28 protein-coding genes are annotated in these 18,917 nt (G+C 45.6%); 22 read left to right on the forward strand and 6 right to left on the reverse strand.

Annotated elements, in window-relative coordinates:
- Positions 1–3 precede the first annotated feature (3 nt).
- Positions 4–606, reverse strand: a complete 603-nt coding sequence (locus C9J01_RS08110) for a phage repressor protein CI (protein ID WP_107297637.1) — start codon at positions 604–606, stop codon at positions 4–6.
- Between the two features lie 91 nt (positions 607–697).
- Between C9J01_RS08110 and C9J01_RS08115 the strand changes: the two genes are divergently transcribed.
- Genes C9J01_RS08115 through C9J01_RS08145 form a run of 7 tightly spaced genes read left to right on the forward strand, consistent with a single transcriptional unit; the run spans position 698 to position 3,047 of the window.
- Positions 698–913, forward strand: a complete 216-nt coding sequence (locus C9J01_RS08115; protein ID WP_107297638.1) for a DNA-binding protein — start codon at positions 698–700, stop codon at positions 911–913.
- A gap of 40 nt (positions 914–953) precedes the next feature.
- Positions 954–1,499, forward strand: a complete 546-nt coding sequence (locus C9J01_RS08120; RefSeq protein WP_107297639.1) for a phage regulatory CII family protein — start codon at positions 954–956, stop codon at positions 1,497–1,499.
- A 10-nt stretch (positions 1,500–1,509) separates the two neighbouring features.
- Positions 1,510–1,803, forward strand: a complete 294-nt coding sequence (locus tag C9J01_RS08125; protein ID WP_107297640.1) for a hypothetical protein — start codon at positions 1,510–1,512, stop codon at positions 1,801–1,803.
- 38 nt (positions 1,804–1,841) lie between these two features.
- A complete protein-coding gene (locus C9J01_RS08130; protein WP_107297641.1) occupies positions 1,842–2,228 on the forward strand; it encodes a hypothetical protein in 387 nt (128 codons plus the stop codon).
- A complete protein-coding gene (locus tag C9J01_RS08135) occupies positions 2,225–2,641 on the forward strand; it encodes a hypothetical protein (RefSeq protein ID WP_107297642.1) in 417 nt (138 codons plus the stop codon). Before C9J01_RS08130 ends, C9J01_RS08135 begins: the two co-directional genes overlap by 4 nt.
- Entirely contained in the window at positions 2,638–2,823 is a 186-nt protein-coding gene (locus C9J01_RS08140) for a hypothetical protein (protein WP_107297643.1), read from the forward strand. Before C9J01_RS08135 ends, C9J01_RS08140 begins: the two co-directional genes overlap by 4 nt.
- Complete coding sequence (locus tag C9J01_RS08145; RefSeq protein ID WP_107297644.1) at positions 2,820–3,047, forward strand: hypothetical protein; 228 nt, start codon at positions 2,820–2,822, stop codon at positions 3,045–3,047. The genes C9J01_RS08140 and C9J01_RS08145 overlap by 4 nt, the downstream gene beginning before the upstream one ends.
- A gap of 177 nt (positions 3,048–3,224) precedes the next feature.
- Here C9J01_RS08145 and C9J01_RS08150 read toward each other — a convergent pair whose 3' ends face one another.
- Positions 3,225–3,503, reverse strand: a complete 279-nt coding sequence (locus tag C9J01_RS08150) for a hypothetical protein (protein WP_107297645.1) — start codon at positions 3,501–3,503, stop codon at positions 3,225–3,227.
- A gap of 141 nt (positions 3,504–3,644) precedes the next feature.
- On the opposite strand from C9J01_RS08150, the gene C9J01_RS08155 reads away from it, so the two are divergent.
- Both C9J01_RS08155 and C9J01_RS08170 read left to right on the forward strand, forming a co-directional pair.
- Entirely contained in the window at positions 3,645–5,882 is a 2,238-nt protein-coding gene (locus tag C9J01_RS08155; protein ID WP_107297646.1) for a replication endonuclease, read from the forward strand.
- 572 nt (positions 5,883–6,454) lie between these two features.
- Positions 6,455–6,661 (forward strand): hypothetical protein, encoded by a 207-nt coding sequence (locus C9J01_RS08170; protein ID WP_107297649.1) that lies wholly within the window; start codon positions 6,455–6,457, stop codon positions 6,659–6,661.
- Between the two features lie 20 nt (positions 6,662–6,681).
- Here the strand turns inward: C9J01_RS08170 and C9J01_RS08175 are convergent, their stop codons facing one another.
- The 4 genes from C9J01_RS08175 to C9J01_RS08190 form a co-directional block, all read right to left on the reverse strand.
- On the reverse strand, positions 6,682–8,319 hold the full coding sequence (locus tag C9J01_RS08175; protein ID WP_107297650.1) for a hypothetical protein: 1,638 nt from the start codon (positions 8,317–8,319) through the stop codon (positions 6,682–6,684).
- An 83-nt stretch (positions 8,320–8,402) separates the two neighbouring features.
- A complete protein-coding gene (locus tag C9J01_RS08180; protein WP_419686521.1) occupies positions 8,403–8,591 on the reverse strand; it encodes an ogr/Delta-like zinc finger family protein in 189 nt (62 codons plus the stop codon).
- A 65-nt stretch (positions 8,592–8,656) separates the two neighbouring features.
- Positions 8,657–9,667, reverse strand: coding sequence for a phage portal protein (locus tag C9J01_RS08185; RefSeq protein ID WP_201797812.1), 1,011 nt, complete (start codon positions 9,665–9,667; stop codon positions 8,657–8,659).
- Complete coding sequence (locus C9J01_RS08190) at positions 9,646–11,430, reverse strand: terminase large subunit domain-containing protein (protein ID WP_107297651.1); 1,785 nt, start codon at positions 11,428–11,430, stop codon at positions 9,646–9,648. The genes C9J01_RS08185 and C9J01_RS08190 overlap by 22 nt, the downstream gene beginning before the upstream one ends.
- 173 nt (positions 11,431–11,603) lie before the next feature.
- Here C9J01_RS08190 and C9J01_RS08195 point away from each other — a divergent pair, with 173 nt between their 5' ends.
- The 13 genes from C9J01_RS08195 to C9J01_RS08255 all read left to right on the forward strand — a co-directional run bounded on the left by C9J01_RS08195 (position 11,604) and on the right by C9J01_RS08255 (position 18,893).
- On the forward strand, positions 11,604–12,452 hold the full coding sequence (locus C9J01_RS08195) for a GPO family capsid scaffolding protein (protein ID WP_107297652.1): 849 nt from the start codon (positions 11,604–11,606) through the stop codon (positions 12,450–12,452).
- A gap of 9 nt (positions 12,453–12,461) precedes the next feature.
- A complete protein-coding gene (locus C9J01_RS08200) occupies positions 12,462–13,472 on the forward strand; it encodes a phage major capsid protein, P2 family (RefSeq protein WP_107297653.1) in 1,011 nt (336 codons plus the stop codon).
- A 7-nt stretch (positions 13,473–13,479) separates the two neighbouring features.
- Positions 13,480–14,193 carry a phage terminase small subunit gene (gene gpM / locus C9J01_RS08205; RefSeq protein ID WP_107297654.1) on the forward strand — a complete coding sequence of 238 codons (714 nt, stop codon included), beginning with the start codon at positions 13,480–13,482 and terminating at the stop codon, positions 14,191–14,193.
- Between the two features lie 103 nt (positions 14,194–14,296).
- Positions 14,297–14,719 (forward strand): head completion/stabilization protein, encoded by a 423-nt coding sequence (locus C9J01_RS08210; RefSeq protein WP_107297655.1) that lies wholly within the window; start codon positions 14,297–14,299, stop codon positions 14,717–14,719.
- Entirely contained in the window at positions 14,719–15,216 is a 498-nt protein-coding gene (locus C9J01_RS08215) for a phage tail protein (RefSeq protein WP_419686526.1), read from the forward strand. Before C9J01_RS08210 ends, C9J01_RS08215 begins: the two co-directional genes overlap by 1 nt.
- Positions 15,191–15,847: a virion morphogenesis protein gene (locus C9J01_RS08220; RefSeq protein ID WP_107297657.1), complete on the forward strand. Its 657-nt coding sequence runs from the start codon at positions 15,191–15,193 to the stop codon at positions 15,845–15,847. The genes C9J01_RS08215 and C9J01_RS08220 overlap by 26 nt, the downstream gene beginning before the upstream one ends.
- 4 nt (positions 15,848–15,851) lie before the next feature.
- Positions 15,852–16,976, forward strand: a complete 1,125-nt coding sequence (locus tag C9J01_RS08225) for a DUF2586 domain-containing protein (RefSeq protein WP_107297658.1) — start codon at positions 15,852–15,854, stop codon at positions 16,974–16,976.
- 3 nt (positions 16,977–16,979) lie between these two features.
- Positions 16,980–17,435 carry a phage protein gene (locus C9J01_RS08230; protein WP_107297659.1) on the forward strand — a complete coding sequence of 152 codons (456 nt, stop codon included), beginning with the start codon at positions 16,980–16,982 and terminating at the stop codon, positions 17,433–17,435.
- A 9-nt stretch (positions 17,436–17,444) separates the two neighbouring features.
- Positions 17,445–17,663 (forward strand): TraR/DksA C4-type zinc finger protein, encoded by a 219-nt coding sequence (locus C9J01_RS08235; protein WP_107297660.1) that lies wholly within the window; start codon positions 17,445–17,447, stop codon positions 17,661–17,663.
- Entirely contained in the window at positions 17,660–18,154 is a 495-nt protein-coding gene (locus C9J01_RS08240; protein ID WP_107297661.1) for a hypothetical protein, read from the forward strand. Before C9J01_RS08235 ends, C9J01_RS08240 begins: the two co-directional genes overlap by 4 nt.
- Positions 18,155–18,157: 3 nt before the next feature.
- Positions 18,158–18,388, forward strand: a complete 231-nt coding sequence (locus C9J01_RS08245) for a hypothetical protein (RefSeq protein WP_107297662.1) — start codon at positions 18,158–18,160, stop codon at positions 18,386–18,388.
- A 2-nt stretch (positions 18,389–18,390) separates the two neighbouring features.
- Complete coding sequence (locus C9J01_RS08250) at positions 18,391–18,630, forward strand: hypothetical protein (protein WP_107297663.1); 240 nt, start codon at positions 18,391–18,393, stop codon at positions 18,628–18,630.
- Entirely contained in the window at positions 18,627–18,893 is a 267-nt protein-coding gene (locus C9J01_RS08255) for a putative phage tail assembly chaperone (protein WP_107297664.1), read from the forward strand. The genes C9J01_RS08250 and C9J01_RS08255 overlap by 4 nt, the downstream gene beginning before the upstream one ends.
- The last annotated feature ends 24 nt before the right edge of the window (positions 18,894–18,917 follow it).

An 18,917-nucleotide genomic window follows, 5' to 3' on the forward strand; every position in this document is an offset into this window, starting at 1 on the left:
TTTTTAGTCATCAATATCAAAAATTTGGCCTAATATTTCAATATTATTAATTGAAATGTCAAAACTATTTTTATCAAAGTTAAATACTACTTTTTCCCCAGGAACTCTATGTAGCTCAAGGATCGTTTTTATTTTATCGAATTCGACGAGATACTTTCCACTAATTACCTTCGTATTGCTCGTATCCACAAACAGCTTCTTTCCTTCATGCTCGACCAGCATCAAGTGTTCAGCATCAGGCATTCCTTCCAGGAACTGCGGATCAAAGAACATCTTGCCTTTATCTAGCAATTCACCGTTATCTAGCAGGAAGTAGGGTAGCTCAACTTTGTCATTTGAAATGCTAGGTTTGCTCGAGTCATACATATCCCCCTCACCAAGTAATAGCCACTTAAGAGAAACACCTGAAGCAAGATGTACTCGTACAGCGATCTCAAACGGTGTTTGGTTACGTGTTCTCCATGTAGACATTGTTCCATTGGATACACCAATGATGTTTGAGAGATCCATCCTATGACTCACTGAATACACTTCTTTAAGTCTATTGATGAAGTCGGCGCCCCCTTGATAATCAAAAGGCTCAATTTTTTGTTGACTTAATTCCATTGACGATCCACCATATAGATATGAGTCAAATGAATTAAATGGTAAGCAATTGACTCAAGCTGAATGAGAACTAACAGATAAGGATACCACCATGGAATCAACTTCAATAGTCTTTAGTGCACCACTTGCCCCCTTTGTCACAGTACAAAAGTTCTCTGATATCACAGGGATAACAATTGGGCAGGTCAACAAAATGCTTCATGAAGGAAAGCTCCCTATCCGTCCTAAAACACCGGGCAAACCCAAAGAAAAACCGCTCATCAACATGGTTGCCCTAATGCGAGAAGCGGATTCATATGTGTTTTAACTAAGTCATTTGAATATAGCAATTGGGATAGGAGCCCACTATGTCTGCAAATGAATGTCCAAAACATACAGCGTTCCTCAACGCTTGCACCACCTTCAGCAACACGCATGTCATTAAGCATCTGGCTGCAAAGTTCGGTTTGGATGCTCAAATGCAGTGCAATAAGTTAGATGCCAACAAACCCCATAAGCTTTTCGCTGAAGAGCTGCTGCTACTCACCAAAGCAACCTATAACCCTGATACAGGGAAAATGGATACCAGCTTGGTCGATGGCCTATTAAGGGAACTCAACCTAACCGCGGTTCCATTGCCAGCTGCCACCGCAGAGCAAGCAACAACATCTTTAACTGATCGCATGTTAGAGATTTCTTCAGCCACCGGTGAGCTCAGTGCTCACACCTTGCAAATCAATGCCACCAATCGAGTTAATCGCCGCACCAAAGAACAAGTCGTGAAGCGCGCGCAATGCGCCGTTCGTGAACTTGTCATGCTAATGAATGAAGTCGAAGGCAAGTTTCAAGCTGTACCAGTGCTTTCCTGTGCGGTCGACGCGTTTGGTTCAATGGCACTACCGGGTCTTTCATAAGGAGATAACCATGGGAAACGCAGCACGAAAACTTGAACAGTCATACCCCAGGCCAGCATCAGAATCGCTAGCTCACTGTCATGAATTACTCAATTGCAAAAGCCTGGCGGGGCTGAGTTACGAGAACCTCGATGAGTCAGTAAAACGCACCTTATGTTTCTCGGCGGGGTTAAAGCAACGCCACATTCCAATGAAGCTCCATGAACTAACACCATTCGAGCGTAAGAAGCTTCACCAAGCCATCAACACATTGGCAGATGCCCTTAAGCCACTCGCTTATCGCTCATTAAAAGAGTTTCGATAATAGCCCGACAAGGGCAGTCATTTGGTTAGGAGAACACCATGAAGAAAGGAAACGGTAAAAGTGAATTAGCATTACAGGCCGAGAAACTAGCAAAAGACTGCACAGCCTTTGCAGAGCAGATGAGCCAAGAACGCGGTTGTTTAGATGTCATCAGCGAAATTACATCATTGGCTTTGAGCAACATTAAGTTCATCCATATACATTTGGGCTTCTATGCGCATACTTCTGCCTTTTGTGTTTCGGTCAATTCAAGAGAAGACAGTTATGAAGTAGCAGAGACAGTTCTCTTATATGGAAAGACTGTATACCTAGATAGGAATAGTTTTGAAGACGACGCCACTCCACTTCAGCAGTTATTAGAAATCGAAGACAAGCTGCTTGAGCTTATCGCTGAAGCAAAAGATAAGCTGGAGGCTGCAGCATGAGCCTCTGTCATATCATGGTGATGGCCGATGAACTCAATCAAACCTTAGATATGGTCGGCCTTGGTCCATCTCAGAAAGATGTATTCGTAAACATCTTCAACTACATCGAAGACGTCACTGGCGAGTGGTTTGCTTTGGATACGGCAAAAGCCCAATCACTCCATGTTGCGCATGATCCTGCATTAATAGACCAAGACGACATCTACGCTGGCTGGTTCGCGTTCTGGATGTGTGTATTCAACAACACAGAAAACGGTAGCGAACTTGAAACCCAAGCCTTGGGCGCGATTCGCGGTTTATTCTTTACCGCTGCCCACAACCGTCAGGTCACACTGCCATCAGCAATTGAAACCTGGTGGCAGCAAACCAACGAACTTCACTTCAATAATTCACTCAACGAGGTATCGGCATGATGACACAAGAGCAGATGTACCAAGAACTTATCGACCGCCTAAACGAGATGACTCAGTGCATGGTTTGCTTTGTTCCCATCCTAGAAGAGCATCGTTACTCATCTGCTGATGCCCTAAGGCAAATCGATATCAGCAACTCAGTTATTGCCGAAGCCAAAGCCATTCAGAAGGAGAACGCATGAACTACTTAGCGGTATTCCTATGTGCTGATGGCGGCATCATTCGAAATGATGAAACCGGCGAAGTGATGAACATGGAAGTGGGTGACTTAGACACTCAACAGCAAGCCATTGTTGAAGCATGCACCAAGTTCGATTGCGAGCACCTAAGAAACGGCGTGATCCGTAAGCGAAGCGGAGCAGGCGGTTTTCTAATTGTCGATGCACAGGAGTTTGTTGAGGTATGACATTTTTAGAAGAAATCAAAAATGCACTCAAGCCAACACAAGAGTGCATGAAATTGGTTGAGTCATATGTACAGCTTGTAGATAAGAAATATGACTCAACTGAATTACGAAGCATGTTACTGAAAGCTGCCGGGAAAGCTCTAAGTTCTGGCCAATATGAAGCTGTAGAGGAAGATGTTAAGACTTTTCTTTCATCACATAAATGGCTTCGTACCCCCTTACAGGAGCACTGTCTTTTAGTAAATCAACTAGACCAAAACTCGAAAGGTCATTCGATAGTTTGAATAGTCCATCAAGGCCGCTAACAGTAATGGTTCGATATGCATTGCCATCTGTACCAACAATAGCGGCTTTATAAGGAACGGAATCAATTCCTTTTTCGTTTAGCTGCAACCATTCAGAAAGTTGGTTATCAATAGCGAGCTTTGTTTCTGAGTTAATTAGTTCTGTTTTCATGAACAATCCTTGTAGGTGGCACATGTCAGACAATCTTATCACAGGGAGTGCAACTGATAGAGTATCAAGGCGACTAAGAGTTGATGTACTGGGTACCAAACGTGATGTCCTAGCTTGGGCTTCAGACAGTGGCAAAATGTAATGGAAGCGACCCACCCAGAACCAGCCAAAGCCTATATTGATTCCTGCCCAGGGCGCACAGCCTTGTGGCGGGATGATTCCACCTGGGCTCAAAACTTGGTTTCTACATTACCTGGTGATCTCGCCAGCTCCCTCTACAAGCAATACGTCTTTCGCTGGGAGAAATATGTAAAGCGCAACGGCCAAAGCCGAAGTGCCAATATCTGGCTACGCCGCCAGGTGCAAATGATCACCAGTGCCATCGCACAGTTTCCAACGTATATCGAAAACCTTCGTAATGAGGTAAAGCGTAGCAAACTAGCCAATGACCTTGCCGCTCAGTGCCACAACATTCTGTCTTCCGGTAGTGAGGCTGGCGCCTCTATGAAGTCGGTATTTGAAGAAATGATGAATATCCCCAATCAGTGGGGTTTCACTGTTGGCGTACCGATGCAGACGATATCCCCTGAAAAGGGAGAAACACCAGCTCAATATGGGCAACGTGTTCAAGAAGTCTTGATGGCAAGCCAAATGGCTCGATTGATTTCCGATGATTGGTGGGCTCGAAAACTAGAAATCGCTTACAAACGTTTTTGCGAACACTGCCGGATTATCGCCGGTAAGGTTCGCAAAGGTGTTTCAGCATATTTAAGCCGTATTGGCTTGCGTGATTACAAAGAACGCAAGCTTGCTAATAAGCGGGCTTTGGCACAAATGATTGCAAAGAACGAGATAACAGGTGAAGAGATTGCCTTGTTAGAAGCTGTTGAGGCATCTGTATCTAACCCTGAAATTCGCCGGCATGAGTTAATGGTAAGAATGCGCGGCTTTGAAGATATCGCGCAGGAACAAGGTTTAATGGGAGGGTTCTTTACTGCTACGGCTCCCAGTAAGTACCACGCCTTTATTAAAGACAAAAAAGGGAAGGCCCACAGCAATCGTAAGTATGCTGGTGCTAACCCAAAACAAACTAACCAATATCTAGGTAAGGTATGGTCACGTGCGCGTGCCAAGCTGAATCGCCTTCACCTTCCAATCATTGGCTTTCGAGTATGTGAACCACACCACGATGGCACACCGCATTGGCACATGTTGTTTTTCTTCCGCCCTGAGCACGAGCAGCTGATTCGCTTTGTGTTAGCAGACTACTTTACCCGTGAAGAGCGTTCTGAACTACGAGTGAGTCATTTCGATATTGGCTACTGGGCTAGCTGCTTTGTTAAAGAAACAGGCCAGCTCTCTCCGATTACTGACCATGACCTTATCGAGCAAACCGCGAAACGCATTAGCCCACGCTTTGACTACAAAGCTATCGACCCAGAAAAGGGGAGCGCCACCGGTTATATCGCCAAGTACATCGCTAAGAATGTCGATGGTTTTAAGGTGGAAGAAGATGAAGAAGCCGGTATGGCAGCCAACGTGACAGCAGAAGCTGTAACAGGGTGGGCGAGTGAGTGGGGGATTCGCCAGTTTCAACAGATAGGTGGGCCTCCGGTTTCTATCTGGCGTGAGTTGCGCCGGCTAGAACAAGATGAGGAAACCAAAGCGGGTATCTCAGCGGCCAAAGAGGCTGGTGTGAAGTATCAGCGGCCAGTGAAATCATTCTTAGAGCTGAAAGCTGAGAAACCCTTGCTGGAAGTCGCCCGAGTAGCGGCCGATTCCGGTAGCTGGAGCATGTTCATTGCAGCCATGGGCGGTTTGTTCTGTCCCCGTAAAGAACAGCCATTGCGCCTTATCTACAAACCACAGGAAAACAAATACGGGGAAGCCGTTGCCAAGTTAAAAGGTATCACCAACCACATCGATCTCACCATGATATCGCGCGCCGATGGTTGGGTAATTGCTAAGAAAGGTGCAGCGTCTGCAAAAAGCGGCGACAGCCGCGCCCCTTGGAGTTCTGTCAATAACTGTACGGAGGATCTCAATGATCCACTGAACGAAGTGAAACGGACTGTTTTCAACCATGTTCAACGGAATGGCATTGAGGTTGATATAGGTGGCGCAGCAGCTATCGCCAGGGGCGACAAGATTAGAACTAACAAAGGTGAGCAGGTATGGCTCGATAAAACGGATATCGGCCTGCAGCTTCGCATTTCGAAGGTAGTTGAAGAGTATGAGGATGGCTGGCCGGGTTGGGACTACGAAGAAATCCCAGAACCGGAACCAGAACGGACTTATGCCGACATCATTAAATCCATCCCAGTACATGCAGGCGGCTTTACCCCGCCAAGCAAGGAGTACTGGACTTCAAAGAAATAGGGAATACCTGATGTATGAGTTTATAGAAATGGCCGTACCTGAAGGCCGGCCAAGTGAAGCGACTCACTTTAACCCAAGGTACCGATTGTGCTGGGAAAAGCTTGTCGAGGATTCAAACAATGTGCAGGTTTATGATCATGTACATAAGAGTTGGGGCCAACCTGTATATCGGCCCGGTGGGCTGCTTATCCAATTACAACAATGAGGAGCGAACTCTATGTGTTTTGATGGTCTAGGGTTGAAGGCCCTTAAAGAACAAATCAAACAGAACGCGGAGAACGCTGCTTCGCAAAATCTCGGAAAGGCTGTCGTTCGTGAAAATCAGTGCACCTCTCACAAAGCCAAACAGGGTGTGGTTTGGGAGAAGAAGCCATCTTCCAAGGGGGAGGAGTGCTCATAACCTGGATGCAATATCGGTGGCTTCGACATCCATTACAGATCTCTAAACGCGGTGTTTTGATTAGAACTTCATCAAAATCAGGTGGTTGTGTCAATTTTTTGCCTATCAGTGCTGTAAACTGCTTACATAATACTGTATATTCATACAGTGCTTTACGCAAGGAGTTATGAAGATGGCGCACTCAATCAGTTGGCAAGCAGTTGATTTCATTGTTGAGGCTTTAGCTGCAAAGACATACGGCGAAGATCGTACCGAAGTGGCTTTGTACCTGATCAAGCTAGTAGTCGAAGACAAGAAAGGGCCGCTTGATGCGACCCAATTGGCGATGGTGCGGGAGCTGTTGGCTGATGCTAAATTGCATGATCTAAAGTGCTATTGATTAGCTTTATTGCATTTATATTAATTGTTTGAGTCAGTCCACCATGTTTCTTTTAACCAAAATTCAGTATCACCAAACTCACCATGTTTCTGCGGTGATTTTATGATCCCCTTTGCTGAATTTGCTTCATTTATTCCATAGATCTTAAAGTGCATTCTTTCAGCAATCTGCTTGTCCTTTGGAATTAGCTTTAAGGTTCTCTCCATTTTATCCCAACGGCCAGAACGTTTTCCTAAAATTGATTCGGGAGTTGTATACATCTCATCTATCCAAACTAGTAAGCTCCCACTTGGTAAAGCACCTTTCCATGTTACTTCTCTATTCTCATTTTCTGGGTGTAAACTTAAACTATAGAAATGAGTATTTGGATTATCTCGTAGATATGGCACTACAGATGTGAATAAGTTTTCAATTGAGTCTGCAGAGGCAAGGTGAATGATGTTTTTTATTTTAAGGTCATGTTTTATTGAAATTAATTTATTTACAACGATCGCCCCCATACTATGTCCAATCACTGTAACTTCTATTTCCTTATCTTTATAAAGTTTATTGTCATTTAAATGATCGGAGAGAAAGGTAATAAATTCTGTTAAAATGCCTCTCCCATTTCTAATATTTGGTTTTTTGTTACCAGCTGGTTTAATATTGCCAGTATTGTTGGAGTTAGAAGGGTTAATAATTTTAAATGATGTAAAATCACTTGGAGTTATGAATTGAGTGTTTGTTCTTCTTAACATCATATCCCAAGCGGGTTTAGGTAGTGTGTATGCAAAAGGAGTTGTAAATATTTTAATAGGGCTAGTTAGAAACCATAATGAACTCCTTCCGATTGAGCTAAACTCACTATCGTTGTTAGTATAGAAGACATACGGTTGTGATTCTTCTTTAGAGTCATCAGTTTCCGAATCTGGAGATTGGTATTTTGTATAGTTAGCACCTATGGTGGAATTAAAAGAGTTAGAACCTACGACTGCCCATGATTTAGGTGTATTAATAATTGAATTGGCCAAATCAGTTAGTAAGTATACAGGCGAGGTAAATATTGCACTATCTGATATTTCGCCTTGTCTTATTCTAGATAAATGATCGTTGTAAGTTGTAAATGGACCTGATTTCCAATTAATAAATATAGGGTAAATACAGCTTTTTTTTATATCTGCAGATTTAGTATAAGCTCTATTGATAGAATCTTTCGTGGTATTTAACCCTCCATGTATATATAAGAGTATTTCTAACTTCTTATTATCTTTACAAGTTATCTCTAAAGATTTTTTTTCGTCCTTACTTAAAGTGCTGAACTTATATATGCTTTCAGTTATATTGCAAAAGTACATACTTATCATATCGGTAATATATCTACCTTCATGTTCTTGTATATACTTTTTCTTGCAGATGGAATGCATACTATCAATAATATCTTTATTGGCTTCTTGATTATTTGAAATTATTATTTTTGTATTGGGTATTAGTTGTTTGCTGCCATGATTTTGTGAAAATCTACTGTCTAAAAGCTCACCATCTTTTGATATTGATATTGCATGAGTTCTTAATTCATTATTTGCTATGTATAACTTTTTATCATTTTCAAGTTCGATATAATTATTTGCGCATGAAGTTAATGTTAATAAGGAAAATACAAGTGAAAGCCTAATTTTCATAATTTATTATCTATTTTTATTATTATTCAATAATATTAATGTTAGACAATTTAGGCATTGGTGACGCTTTGATTTTGAGACAGTTAGGTTAAAGGAGTTTTAGAGTTTGTTTGTGATAGTCTATGACTAAACCCCAGACTCATCACAAACCTAAATCCACATTCTGGGTTACTACACGAACAGTACAAGTCAGCAGAAGTAGCTGAAAACCAGTTGGTCTTCTCGATCCTTGCTTTGCTCCCGCATTCTTTACAATGAATTCGCATAGCCATAGTTAGATATCCCTGTTGATGTTGGAGTACTCTAATACTAACTTATATACTGTTTTTATGTACAGTTAAGTATGTAAGTTTAGACAATGTTTTTTCGTAATATCAATATCTTGATTGATAGCTTCTACTAACTTTCTAGCTAATGGAATCGACTCATTTTTTCTATAAGCTTCATCGTTTTTCAATGGGTCACCAAAGCTAGAAGTACCAGCCGGAATAATGCCAGATAGCCCAGGTGGAAATCGGTGAGCAGCAAGCATGTCTTGAGAGGTGACTGACTTAATGTTGGTAAAGTCATCTTTCGTCGCGATGTCCCCAACAGGGATTATCTTGATACCGTCAGGCTTACCATCTGGGATGTTCACAAACAAAGAACGGAAGTTGCCCACGCCTTTACTGGCCGCCATCGACTCTTCTAACTCTTTCTGTTTGTCTGGGTCTAGGTTGGGGTCGGTAGCATAAAATATAAACCCACAGTGGGCGCCGTTCTTGTAATACTTGCGGCGGAATAAAGTAGCATCCGTATTCAGCTGGGCCGACTGTAAGCCGCCCATGTAATCTGGCACCCCATAGATTTGTTGGTATGGGTCGTACTGCTTTATGAAGATCACATCTTCTTTGCGATAGGTAAGGTGCTCGCCATTGCGCTGCAAGTAAGCAAAATCTCCATTCTTCTTTACCCTAATCCATACGCTGGAAAGCGTGACCAATCGAGTAACTTTGCCTAGCCGGTTACGGATTTTTAGTAGTGGGCAGTCACCAAATAAAAGAAAGTTGTATAACGCAGCTTCTAGGTCTTCACGGCTTAGAACTGATGAAAGTTGGATGAGTTCAGCCGCCATGTTTTTACGGCTAAAAATGATAGGTCCGTGATAAGGGTTCGACTTACTGATTTTTAGCAGCAAAGTTCGGTCGAGTGGGGGAATCCAAAACTCGTTATAGTCATCAAAGAAAATACCTCCGCTTTCATCCATACAGTGCAGAGCATCAAGGCCAGTGATAGTGTCCCAGGTTTCACCGATATTAAAGGCGATGGTCTGAGATGATTTGTTGGTTAGGCTGCGATTGTCTTCCATGACGACTTCCGTTTCGTATTGTGGTTAATAGGCTCATTGATGGCGGCGTGCGCAATGGCAAAGAATGCGTCGGCATGGCCGGTGCTTTCAGTTCGGTCAGCTTTAAATGTCATTTGGTTAGTGCTGCCAGTAACACCGCGCTTGATGGAAAGGAATGAAGCACCAATATCCTTGTGCTCGGCATCCCAGCAAATACGCTGGCTCTCAACCAAATCAATCATTTTGAGTACCAGGCGGTTTTTGCTGTCCACGCTGTAATGAATGGCTTTGGCCTCTCTGGGGAATAGGTTGTGCAGTAAATCAAATACCCCAGCTCCAATCCCTGTTATATCAACGCCGATGTAAGTAACGTGATAGCGCTGAGTGATACGTTTTATTTGCTCTACGTGGTGCTGAAAGTTGAGGCCACGCCAGTGGTGTTTTTCTAATACTCTAAACCTCTCACCATCAAACTGCGGTGGGGCGAGTACGATCAGAGTGGCGTTGTCACGCGTTCGGGCTGGGTCATAGCCTAGCCATACCTCTCGGGCGGCAAATGGTCGGGCGTTCTTCGGTTTGAAGTCTCGCCAGCTAGCGGTATCAACGCCGCAATCTTCCAGTTGTGAGAACTTGAAGACTGACTGCGAATCATCAACGAAGATGCACATGAACAAGTTTTTGAAGTCATCATCGCTGTATTCGTCGCGAAGTTCGTCGATGTCAAACAGGTCACAGCCACCGTTCGCCGCATCCTCGATGGTAACAACGTAACGCCATTGTCTATCTGGACATTGGCGGCCACCATCTCGCATCTCATCGAAGCTTGGAAATTCTTTGTTTTGACGATCTTTCTTTTCACCCTTCCAGGTGTCGCCAGTCCAGAACCCAAAGGCAGGGTGGCCCTTGGCTGATGGCGTACTGAAATAGGTTTTACGCCATTTCTTGTGGGTAGCCATGGCCGAAGCCAATTTGTTTAGGCGTTCAAACTGAGGTATCCAGAAATACTCATCAATGTAGACATGGCCGTGATAACTCTGAGCCGTATTGCTGTTGGTAGAGAGGAACCTGAGTTCGGCATCACCATGTGCGGTATGAAGTGTAATTGGGTTACCGGAAAGCTCAACCCCAAGGAACTGTTTGGCAATAGCGATGATGTAACTACGGAATACTTCCGCCTGGGCTCGTGAGGCCGACAGGAATATTTGAGGATCCCCCGTCAGCACGGCGTTTTCTAATGCTTCACCGGCAAAGTAGTAGGTGGCACCAATCTGGCGAGACTTAAGGATGTTGCGGATACGTTGATGCAGATTGTTCCGCATTTCATGTTGATAGGCAAAGAGGCTGTCGTGCCATGTTTTGAAGTCAGCCTCAGTGAGTTCGCTGACATCATTCTTTTTCTTACGGCCTTTCTTCTTAGTACTAGAGCTGCCCTTATTGGAGCTTTGCTCATTCTTCGCTGAATTGCTGCTATCACTTGGTGATGAGGCCTGTTTTTGTTGAAGTACTCGCTGTTTCTTCAGTTTCACATGCTTTTCAATCAGCATGTCGAGTTCTTTAAGTTGGTTAGGCGTCTTTTCTGCCAGGTCGGTTAACATGACGATACGACGGGCAATTGCTTCATCGACTTCCTCTTCACGAAGCATGTCTCGCCAGTTGTATTTATCAGCCCAATAGTAAATGACTCGGGTGTTTGGTAACCCAAGTTCTTCCCTTATTTCATCTGGTGTCCAACGTCGCAAATAGAGACGTTTGGCCGCTTCGCGGATTTCAGGAGAGTATGCCATGACGCAATCATACAGCTCGGAATCATTCAAATGACGCAGTTTCATTCGGATAAATTCGGATACTGGCTAAATCCGAAATTATCCGAATGAATCAAAATGCTTTTGACTATTTAAGTGCGTATTCTTGCCTTGATTAGATGTGCATTTGAATGAAATTTAGTCATGGATGACATATGGCAGGGAAGCTAAAAACCGGATGGATCCGGGTCGCCACGGAAGGCGACACCATTGATGGAAGGGAAATCAGCAGGCAAGACTTGCTTGATATGGCTGAGAACTATGACCCTGACGTTTATGGTGCAAGGATTTGGCCTGAGCATTGGCGCTGGTATGCCTGTGGTGACGTGTTAGAGGCGAAAGCGGAAGAGGTCGATGGATTGATGCGACTCTTTGCTGTGCTGGCACCAAACATGATGATGGTCGAATTCAATCAACAAGACCAAAAGGTTTATACCTCAATCGAGATTAAACCTAACTTTGCCAACACCGGAAAACCTTACCTAGCGGGTATGGCTATAACCGACCAACCAGCAAGCCTGGGTACTGATCGTATCCGGCTATTTTCCACTTCTAATGATTGCATGTATGCCCAGCCTGAACTGCTAGTTATGGATGAACTGCACGAGGAAGCAGGCGGCATCCGTCGTTTATTTAATTTGTTCTCTGACAAGAGTGCTAGCAACAAGAAGGAAGAACAACCCATGGACAAGGAGCAGTTCAACGCTCTGGCCGAAGCCATTAAACAAGTGGTGGAAGGTCAGGGGCAGCTTCAAGAAACATTGCAGTCTCATTTTGCTGCCAGTGGTGGAGCGCAAACGCCATCCGATGAACCCAAACAACCCGAGAAGCCGGAAGTAGGTATTACTGAAGAGCAGTTCAGCGAACTGACTTCAGCGGTGACCAAGCTAGCTGAAGGGCAAACGGCTATGCAACACCAGTTCAGCCAGTTACTGGAAGAAGACCACAGTAACACCCCTGATGTATCGGGTGGTGACGGCTTTGATTGCAATTCACTGGTTTAAGGAGAAGACATGCTGAATTCAACTGCTCTTAACTACCTAAACCAGTATGCCCAGCAGCTCGCCAAGGCTTACAACGTTTCGAGTGTCGATAACCTTTTCTCGATTACAGGCCCCAAAGAAACCCAGCTTCGAAAAGCGATTCTTGAGTCTGTTGCGTTCCTGAAGCGCATCACCATGAAAGATGTTGACCAAATCATCGGGCAAGCCGTTGAAGTGGGCGCATTGGGGCTGCATACCGGTCGAGTTAAAGATGGCCGTTTTCATAAGAAAGCCAATATTGATGGCACTACCTATGCGTTGGTCGAAACTGACTCTAACTGCTCAATTACTTGGGACACGCTGAGTGTGTGGGCAAACTCGGGTAATGCTGGCGAGTTCATGAAGTTGCTGAACGAGTCTACCAACGAGGCTTTTGCTTTGGATATTTTGCGCATCGGCTTCAACGGTACCAGTGTGGCCGAAGATACCGACCCTGCGCAGAACCCAAATGGCGAAGACGTCAATAAAGGTTGGCAGCAAATCATTAAAGATCAGGCGCCAGACCAAATTGTCGATGTTGATGTGTATCTCGATTACGAAGGTAAGGGGGATTACAAAACGTTGGATGCCATGGGCTCTGACCTTATCAACAACAAGCTTCCGCCACAGTATCGGAACAATCCGAATTTGGTAATTTTGGTTGGTGCTGACTTAGTGGCGGAAGAGTCTGCCCGAATTTATGACGAAGCAGGCACACCAAGTGAGAAGAAAGCGGCTGAACATCTACCGTTCTCTATTGCTGGGCGCCCTGCAGTCGTACCGCCTTTCTTCCCTGGTAAGCGTATGTCCGTAACTATGCTGCCAAACCTGCATGTTTATACCCAGAAAGGCACTCGTCATCGTAAGGCTGAACATGTTCAAGACCGAAAGGCTTATGAGAACAAGTATCTTCGCTGGGAAGGTTATGCCATTGGCAACATGAAGGCATACGCCTCTTTCGATGAAACCAAAGTACACATTGGCGCTAAGCCTGTGGCATAGGTGAAAGATGGCTCGTTACTCACCTTGTCTTCGCGATAACGAAATCAAACAAGCCCGCAGTGAATCGCTGCGGGCAAAGGATACGGGTATCGCGCCTGAAAACTCTAGCTTGCACCTTCAGTTGATTGCGCTTGAGGAAGATATTAAGCGCCTTAAACAGCTAAGCCGCATTGCCGACAAGGTTGCGATGAAGCGCAACGAGTTATTACCAAAGTACATGCCTTATGTTGAGCGCTATCTGGCTGAGGGCGATGTGTTTGCCAACCAGGTATTTGCTTATGTGGTGATCTGGCTGTTCGACACAGAACAGTTTGACCAGGCAATTGAATGGGCATTTTTGTGTATTGAGCAGGGGCAGCCAACCCCGGATAGCGTGAAGCGAGATTGGCCACATTTCGCTGCTGATGTAGTGTTGGCGTGGTGCGAGGTACAGGCCGAGCGGGGCAACAGTGTTGAGCCTTACTGTTCAACTGTTTTTAAGAAAGTCAGTAATGAATGGCGACTCAATGAAAAACTAACCGCTAAATGGTTCAAGTTCTGCGGCCTATTGCTATTGCGGGACATACACGGCAAAGCACTACCGAGTTCAGTAGAGAGCGCTGACAAGTTACAACAGGCCACTGAATTGCTGATGAAGGCACAGGAATTTAACCCTAAATGTGGCGTGAAAACTGTTTTAGACAAAATAGATATGCGCCTGCGGGCGTTGACCGACTCCTAACCCTCCAAGGGTTTCTGGCTGAGGTGTTGACCAGCAATGGAAAACAATAACCGTCGATGCCAGCTAACCCTTAATTATTCAACGGTTCATAAGGTGATAGGCGATGAGCTTTGGCGGTAAATCAAACACGGATGTGAATACCAACGTTCCCGGCAATGGATGGCCGGATTTATCGACCGAAGAGTTTCGTAGGGTTCGCCGTATCCCGACCGTATTTGATAACGACAGCATGGAAATGGCGATTCGTATTGCCTCGAAAGCGGTGAAAAAACAGTTGGTGTCGTTACTGGATGCCGAAGGCCAGCCGCCTCAACTTGATAACGATGACACCGCAATTTATAAGCGTGCGGTTTATGGCCGTGCCCATGGCGATTTGCTGCCAGAATTTGCCACTCAAGACCGCCGCAAAGAAGCCAATAACTTAGCCACCGATAGCCAAGAACAGCAGAATAATTTCATTGCCCAGAGCAATCGAGATACCCGGTTGCTGCTTGGATTGGGTCGTGCATCGGTAGGGGTGATCTGATGGTAGAGGTTTATACCAAAACCAAATTACAGCACCTCACTGAGTACATGCTTGCCCATATGAAAAGCGATGTGCTGGAAAACAAGATTGATGCCTGGCAGGAGTCGGCAACGATTCAGGTGGACGGGGAAGATAGGGGTAACGGTGGGTATGTGGCGGCCCAGTGGCGTTACACCGCAGTGATTTCTATTGAGGAATTTCCTCATCAAAAATGCGACCCAAGGAACATCTTTGCGTTGGTGTCTTGCTGGTTATCTGACTGTGATAGCGAGCGTTATGAATATGAACTTGGTGATCCGCAAGTCAGTGTAGATATGCTTTCGCAGGAAGTAGCGGATGTCGCCATCGAAATAGAAATGATGGAGCCCATTGAGTTGATTCCAGATTTAGACGGTTCAATCACATGGCGTGGGCAGAGCTATCGGGTTCAGACCGTGCCTATTAACTACGCAGAAGAAGCCGAGGTGGGGAATGACCCCGACGATTCAGCTCAATGAACGTGACCGGCTGAATTTTGAAGAGAAGCTAGCATTGCTGGCGATGCCGCCCAAAAAGCGGTTTTGGATACTGAAAACCCTTGGGCGATGGGAAAGAGCAAATGCTAGGCGGCGGATAAGCCAGCAGCGAGATGTCAAAGGTAGGGCATTAAAGCCGAGGCAGAATCGAAAGAAAGGCAAGATTTTGCGGCGAATGGGTAAGGGCTTGGAGCCTTATGTGAAGAACGCCAACCGCCTAGAACTGACTTGGAAGAACAAGCTAACAGGCCGAATTGCTGCCCGGCATCACGCAGGGCAGACACAAAAGGTAACGGCTGCCCAAATGCGAAAACGCTGGGGAAAGCCTAACTACAAGGCTTCATGTACTAAGGGACAAGCTAGGAAGTTACGGGAGCTAGGCTACACGGTACCAAGGAAAAGCGGCAAAGGCCGAAAGAAACCTTCTCTGCGGTACATCATGCAAAGTGTTAGCCATGGTCAGGCAGGGTTACTCATCAGGGAAATGACGAACCAGCCAAGTAAGCAGTCATGGAGCATCCCACTGGCTGAGCGCCAAATATTGGGAAGCCGAGAAAAGGATGTGAATCGCCAGCTTATCAAAATCATGGAGCAGGCACGCAGAAGGAACTGAAACAATGGGAATCGGTAAGGTAGAGGTAAACAACCTCAATTTAGGCCAAGGGACGCCGCCAGAGATTGAACGGCATTTGCTGTATATCGGCACCACCAGTAAGTCTGAACTTCAAGGTAAAGTGACTCGCATTAACGCCATGACCAATTTGGATGATGTGGTGGCTGATGATGCGTTTGGTGACAACGTTCGTGCAGCACAGCTTAACGGGAAACAGAACTGGACTGCTGCAATCTACGGATTGGCTGCAGGTGAAGATGCTGAAACGTGGGCTGAAGCGGTTGATAACGCCAACTTAACAGACAGTTTTGAAGGTATCGCAATTGTTGATCCTGTAACGGACAAAACTGATTTTGATGCGTTGCAGTCAAAGGCCGAAGAGTTGACCAGCAAGCTAGGTCGCTGGGTGTTCATACTTGCTGCATGTAAGGGCATTGATAAACAAGCGCAGACTTGGTCGGACTATGAAACCGCTATGTTGGCTTTGGTGAAAGATGTAGCTGCTCGTTGGGTAGTACCGGTTCCTTTGCTCAATGGAAATAACGTCGGGGTACTTGGTGGCCGGCTGTGCGATCGCTCTGTCACTGTTGCTGATTCACCTATGCGTGTAACGACGGGGTCAGTGCTTAGCCTGAGTGAGATGCCAGTTGATAGTGCGGGCAAAGTTTTAGAAATGTCTACTATCGCCACGTTAGCAGAAGCCCGGTATTCGGTACCGCAATGGTATGCCGATTACGAAGGTATCTATTGGTCTGATGCCATGACGTTGGAAACCAAGACCGGTGATTATCAATACCTGGAGTACGTTCGCCCAGTTCATAAGGCCAATCGTCGTATTCGCTTCAAGGCCATCGGCCGTATTGCAGACCGCATCCTCAACTCAACGCCGCCAAGCATTGAGCTGAACCGTAGCTATTTCCGCAGTGTGTTGTTTGACATGGCCTTCACGACTGAAATCGGCGGTATCACCTTCCCAGGTGAAATCATGACGCCACGTGATGAGGACGTGATGATTACTTGGGAGACCAAAACCAAAGTGATTATCAGCATCATGATCCGTCCGCATAACTGCCCGAAACACATCGTGGTGAATATTGCACTGGATTTGAGTAATGGAGCAGGGAGCTAAGTTATGTCGATGCGTTTATCTGGCAAGAACATGCATTTCACCTTGGGCGATATCAAGCTCAAGGCCCAGAAAGTGACCCTTTCAATTACTGATAACTCTGCAGTCAACAAAACCAGCGGTGTACCTGATGGCTATGTCGATGGCGATGTGGAGGCTTCTGGTGAGCTTGAGTTGACCACGGCGCAATTTAACTTACTCGGTAAAGCTGCCAAGAACGCCGGCGCATGGCGGGCGCTTCCGGCTTTTGATGCCATGTTCTACGGCAAGATTGATAAGGATGAGCTCAAGGTCGAAGCCTTTGGATGCCGTATTAAGCTGTCTGACCTACTTGATATTGATGGTACCGGTGGGAGCGCCTTAGTTCACAAGGTGCCATTTGAAGTATCGAGCCATAAGTTTGTTCGCATCAATGGAACGCCTTATCTGCGTGATGATGAAACCGAAGGCTTGGTTCAGTAAGGGGACGGAATGACAGATGTTATCGACCAAGGCTGCCGTTTCGAAGCCCAATTCACTGAAATGGCGATTGCCAAGCAACGGGCAAGGTATCACCCGATTGAACAACGGGAAAGCGCACATGAATGCGGCGAATGTGGCGAGCCGATTCCCGAAAAACGCCGCGAGAAAGTACCGGGGTGCAAGTACTGCACTTCATGCCAGGAACTAGCAGACAAAGGACGTCTATGAATATCGCGAAACGCTTTATTAACTATGTGATTAAGCCTGTGCTTGATCAGCTTGATGCAGCAGCAGGCGGTCACGGGAAGCTGAACACTGAGGCTGCGATTGCACTCATTATGATGATTGTGGCGCATGAGTCAGGAAAGCTGACTTACTCCAAACAGGTTCGTGGGCCAGCACTGGGTTTCACCCAAATGGAGCCAGCGACTTTCTTCTGGTTGATTGAATGGCTGGGGAAAACGAAACCACATCTACTGGATGCCATGAGTATGTTCGGGGCTATCGGTGAGCATGACCCGCTAATGATGGTGGTATGCCCACAATACGCAGTAGCAGCCGCAAGGATGAATTTACTCCGTTTCCCAGAGTCGCTACCTGCAGCAGATGATTTGGATGGTTTAGCGCGTTATGCCAAGAAGTATTGGAATACATCAGCTGGCAAGGCCACCGAAGCCGATTACAAAAACGCTTACTTACACATGATGGAACAGGAGTAAGGCATGAACTTTATCACTGGCGTTTTACTTAAAACTTTATTGGATGTTTTAAAGGGGCTGTTCTTTCAAATTGGCTGGAAAATCATTTTGGAACGGTTTGCCACTCGCGGTGTGGTTTGGGGGCTGGAAACCCTGAGAAACCTGACCACCAATGATGTTATGCAGGCAACGGTCGATGATGTGATCGCCTCTCTACAGGGTAAACGCCTTAAAGAAATTCCACAGAAGGAATAGGTATGGATCCAAATTGGCTAAATGCGCTGGTAGCTCTGGCATCACTTCTCACATTACTAACCAGCGTGTTAATCGGCTACCTCTTTAGGCTTTCGAAAGAGCTGTCCGATTACAAAACCTATGTGGCACAGCATCACGCCACCAAGGAAGAACTCAAAGATATGGCGGAGAGGTTAGAGCGCCACTTTGATACCGGTTTTGACCGGGTTGTAGAAATGCTTAAACAAGGGAAAGTAGCATGAATGAACAACTAATTACGTTAGTCATTGCCAGCAAGGAGCTAGCGTTTAAGCCATCGGAAGTGGAATACAACGATTATATGAATGAGCTAATGCCAGATAACAAGGTGGCGCCTGCTCATAATTTCTTGTTCAACACGGTTGATGATGGCTGCAAAGAGGCACTGCGAGAAATTACCAATGCAAACCCAGGTGCGGCAGTACAAATCACAGCTGCAGTAATGGCTGAGTATGCGCCGCAGTTGGAAATTTCGGTAAAAAAATAGATGGCCTTGTCGCGGCAATAGATC

Source organism: Photobacterium rosenbergii (assembly GCF_003026455.1).
Classification (GTDB): Bacteria; Pseudomonadota; Gammaproteobacteria; order Enterobacterales; family Vibrionaceae; genus Photobacterium; species Photobacterium rosenbergii.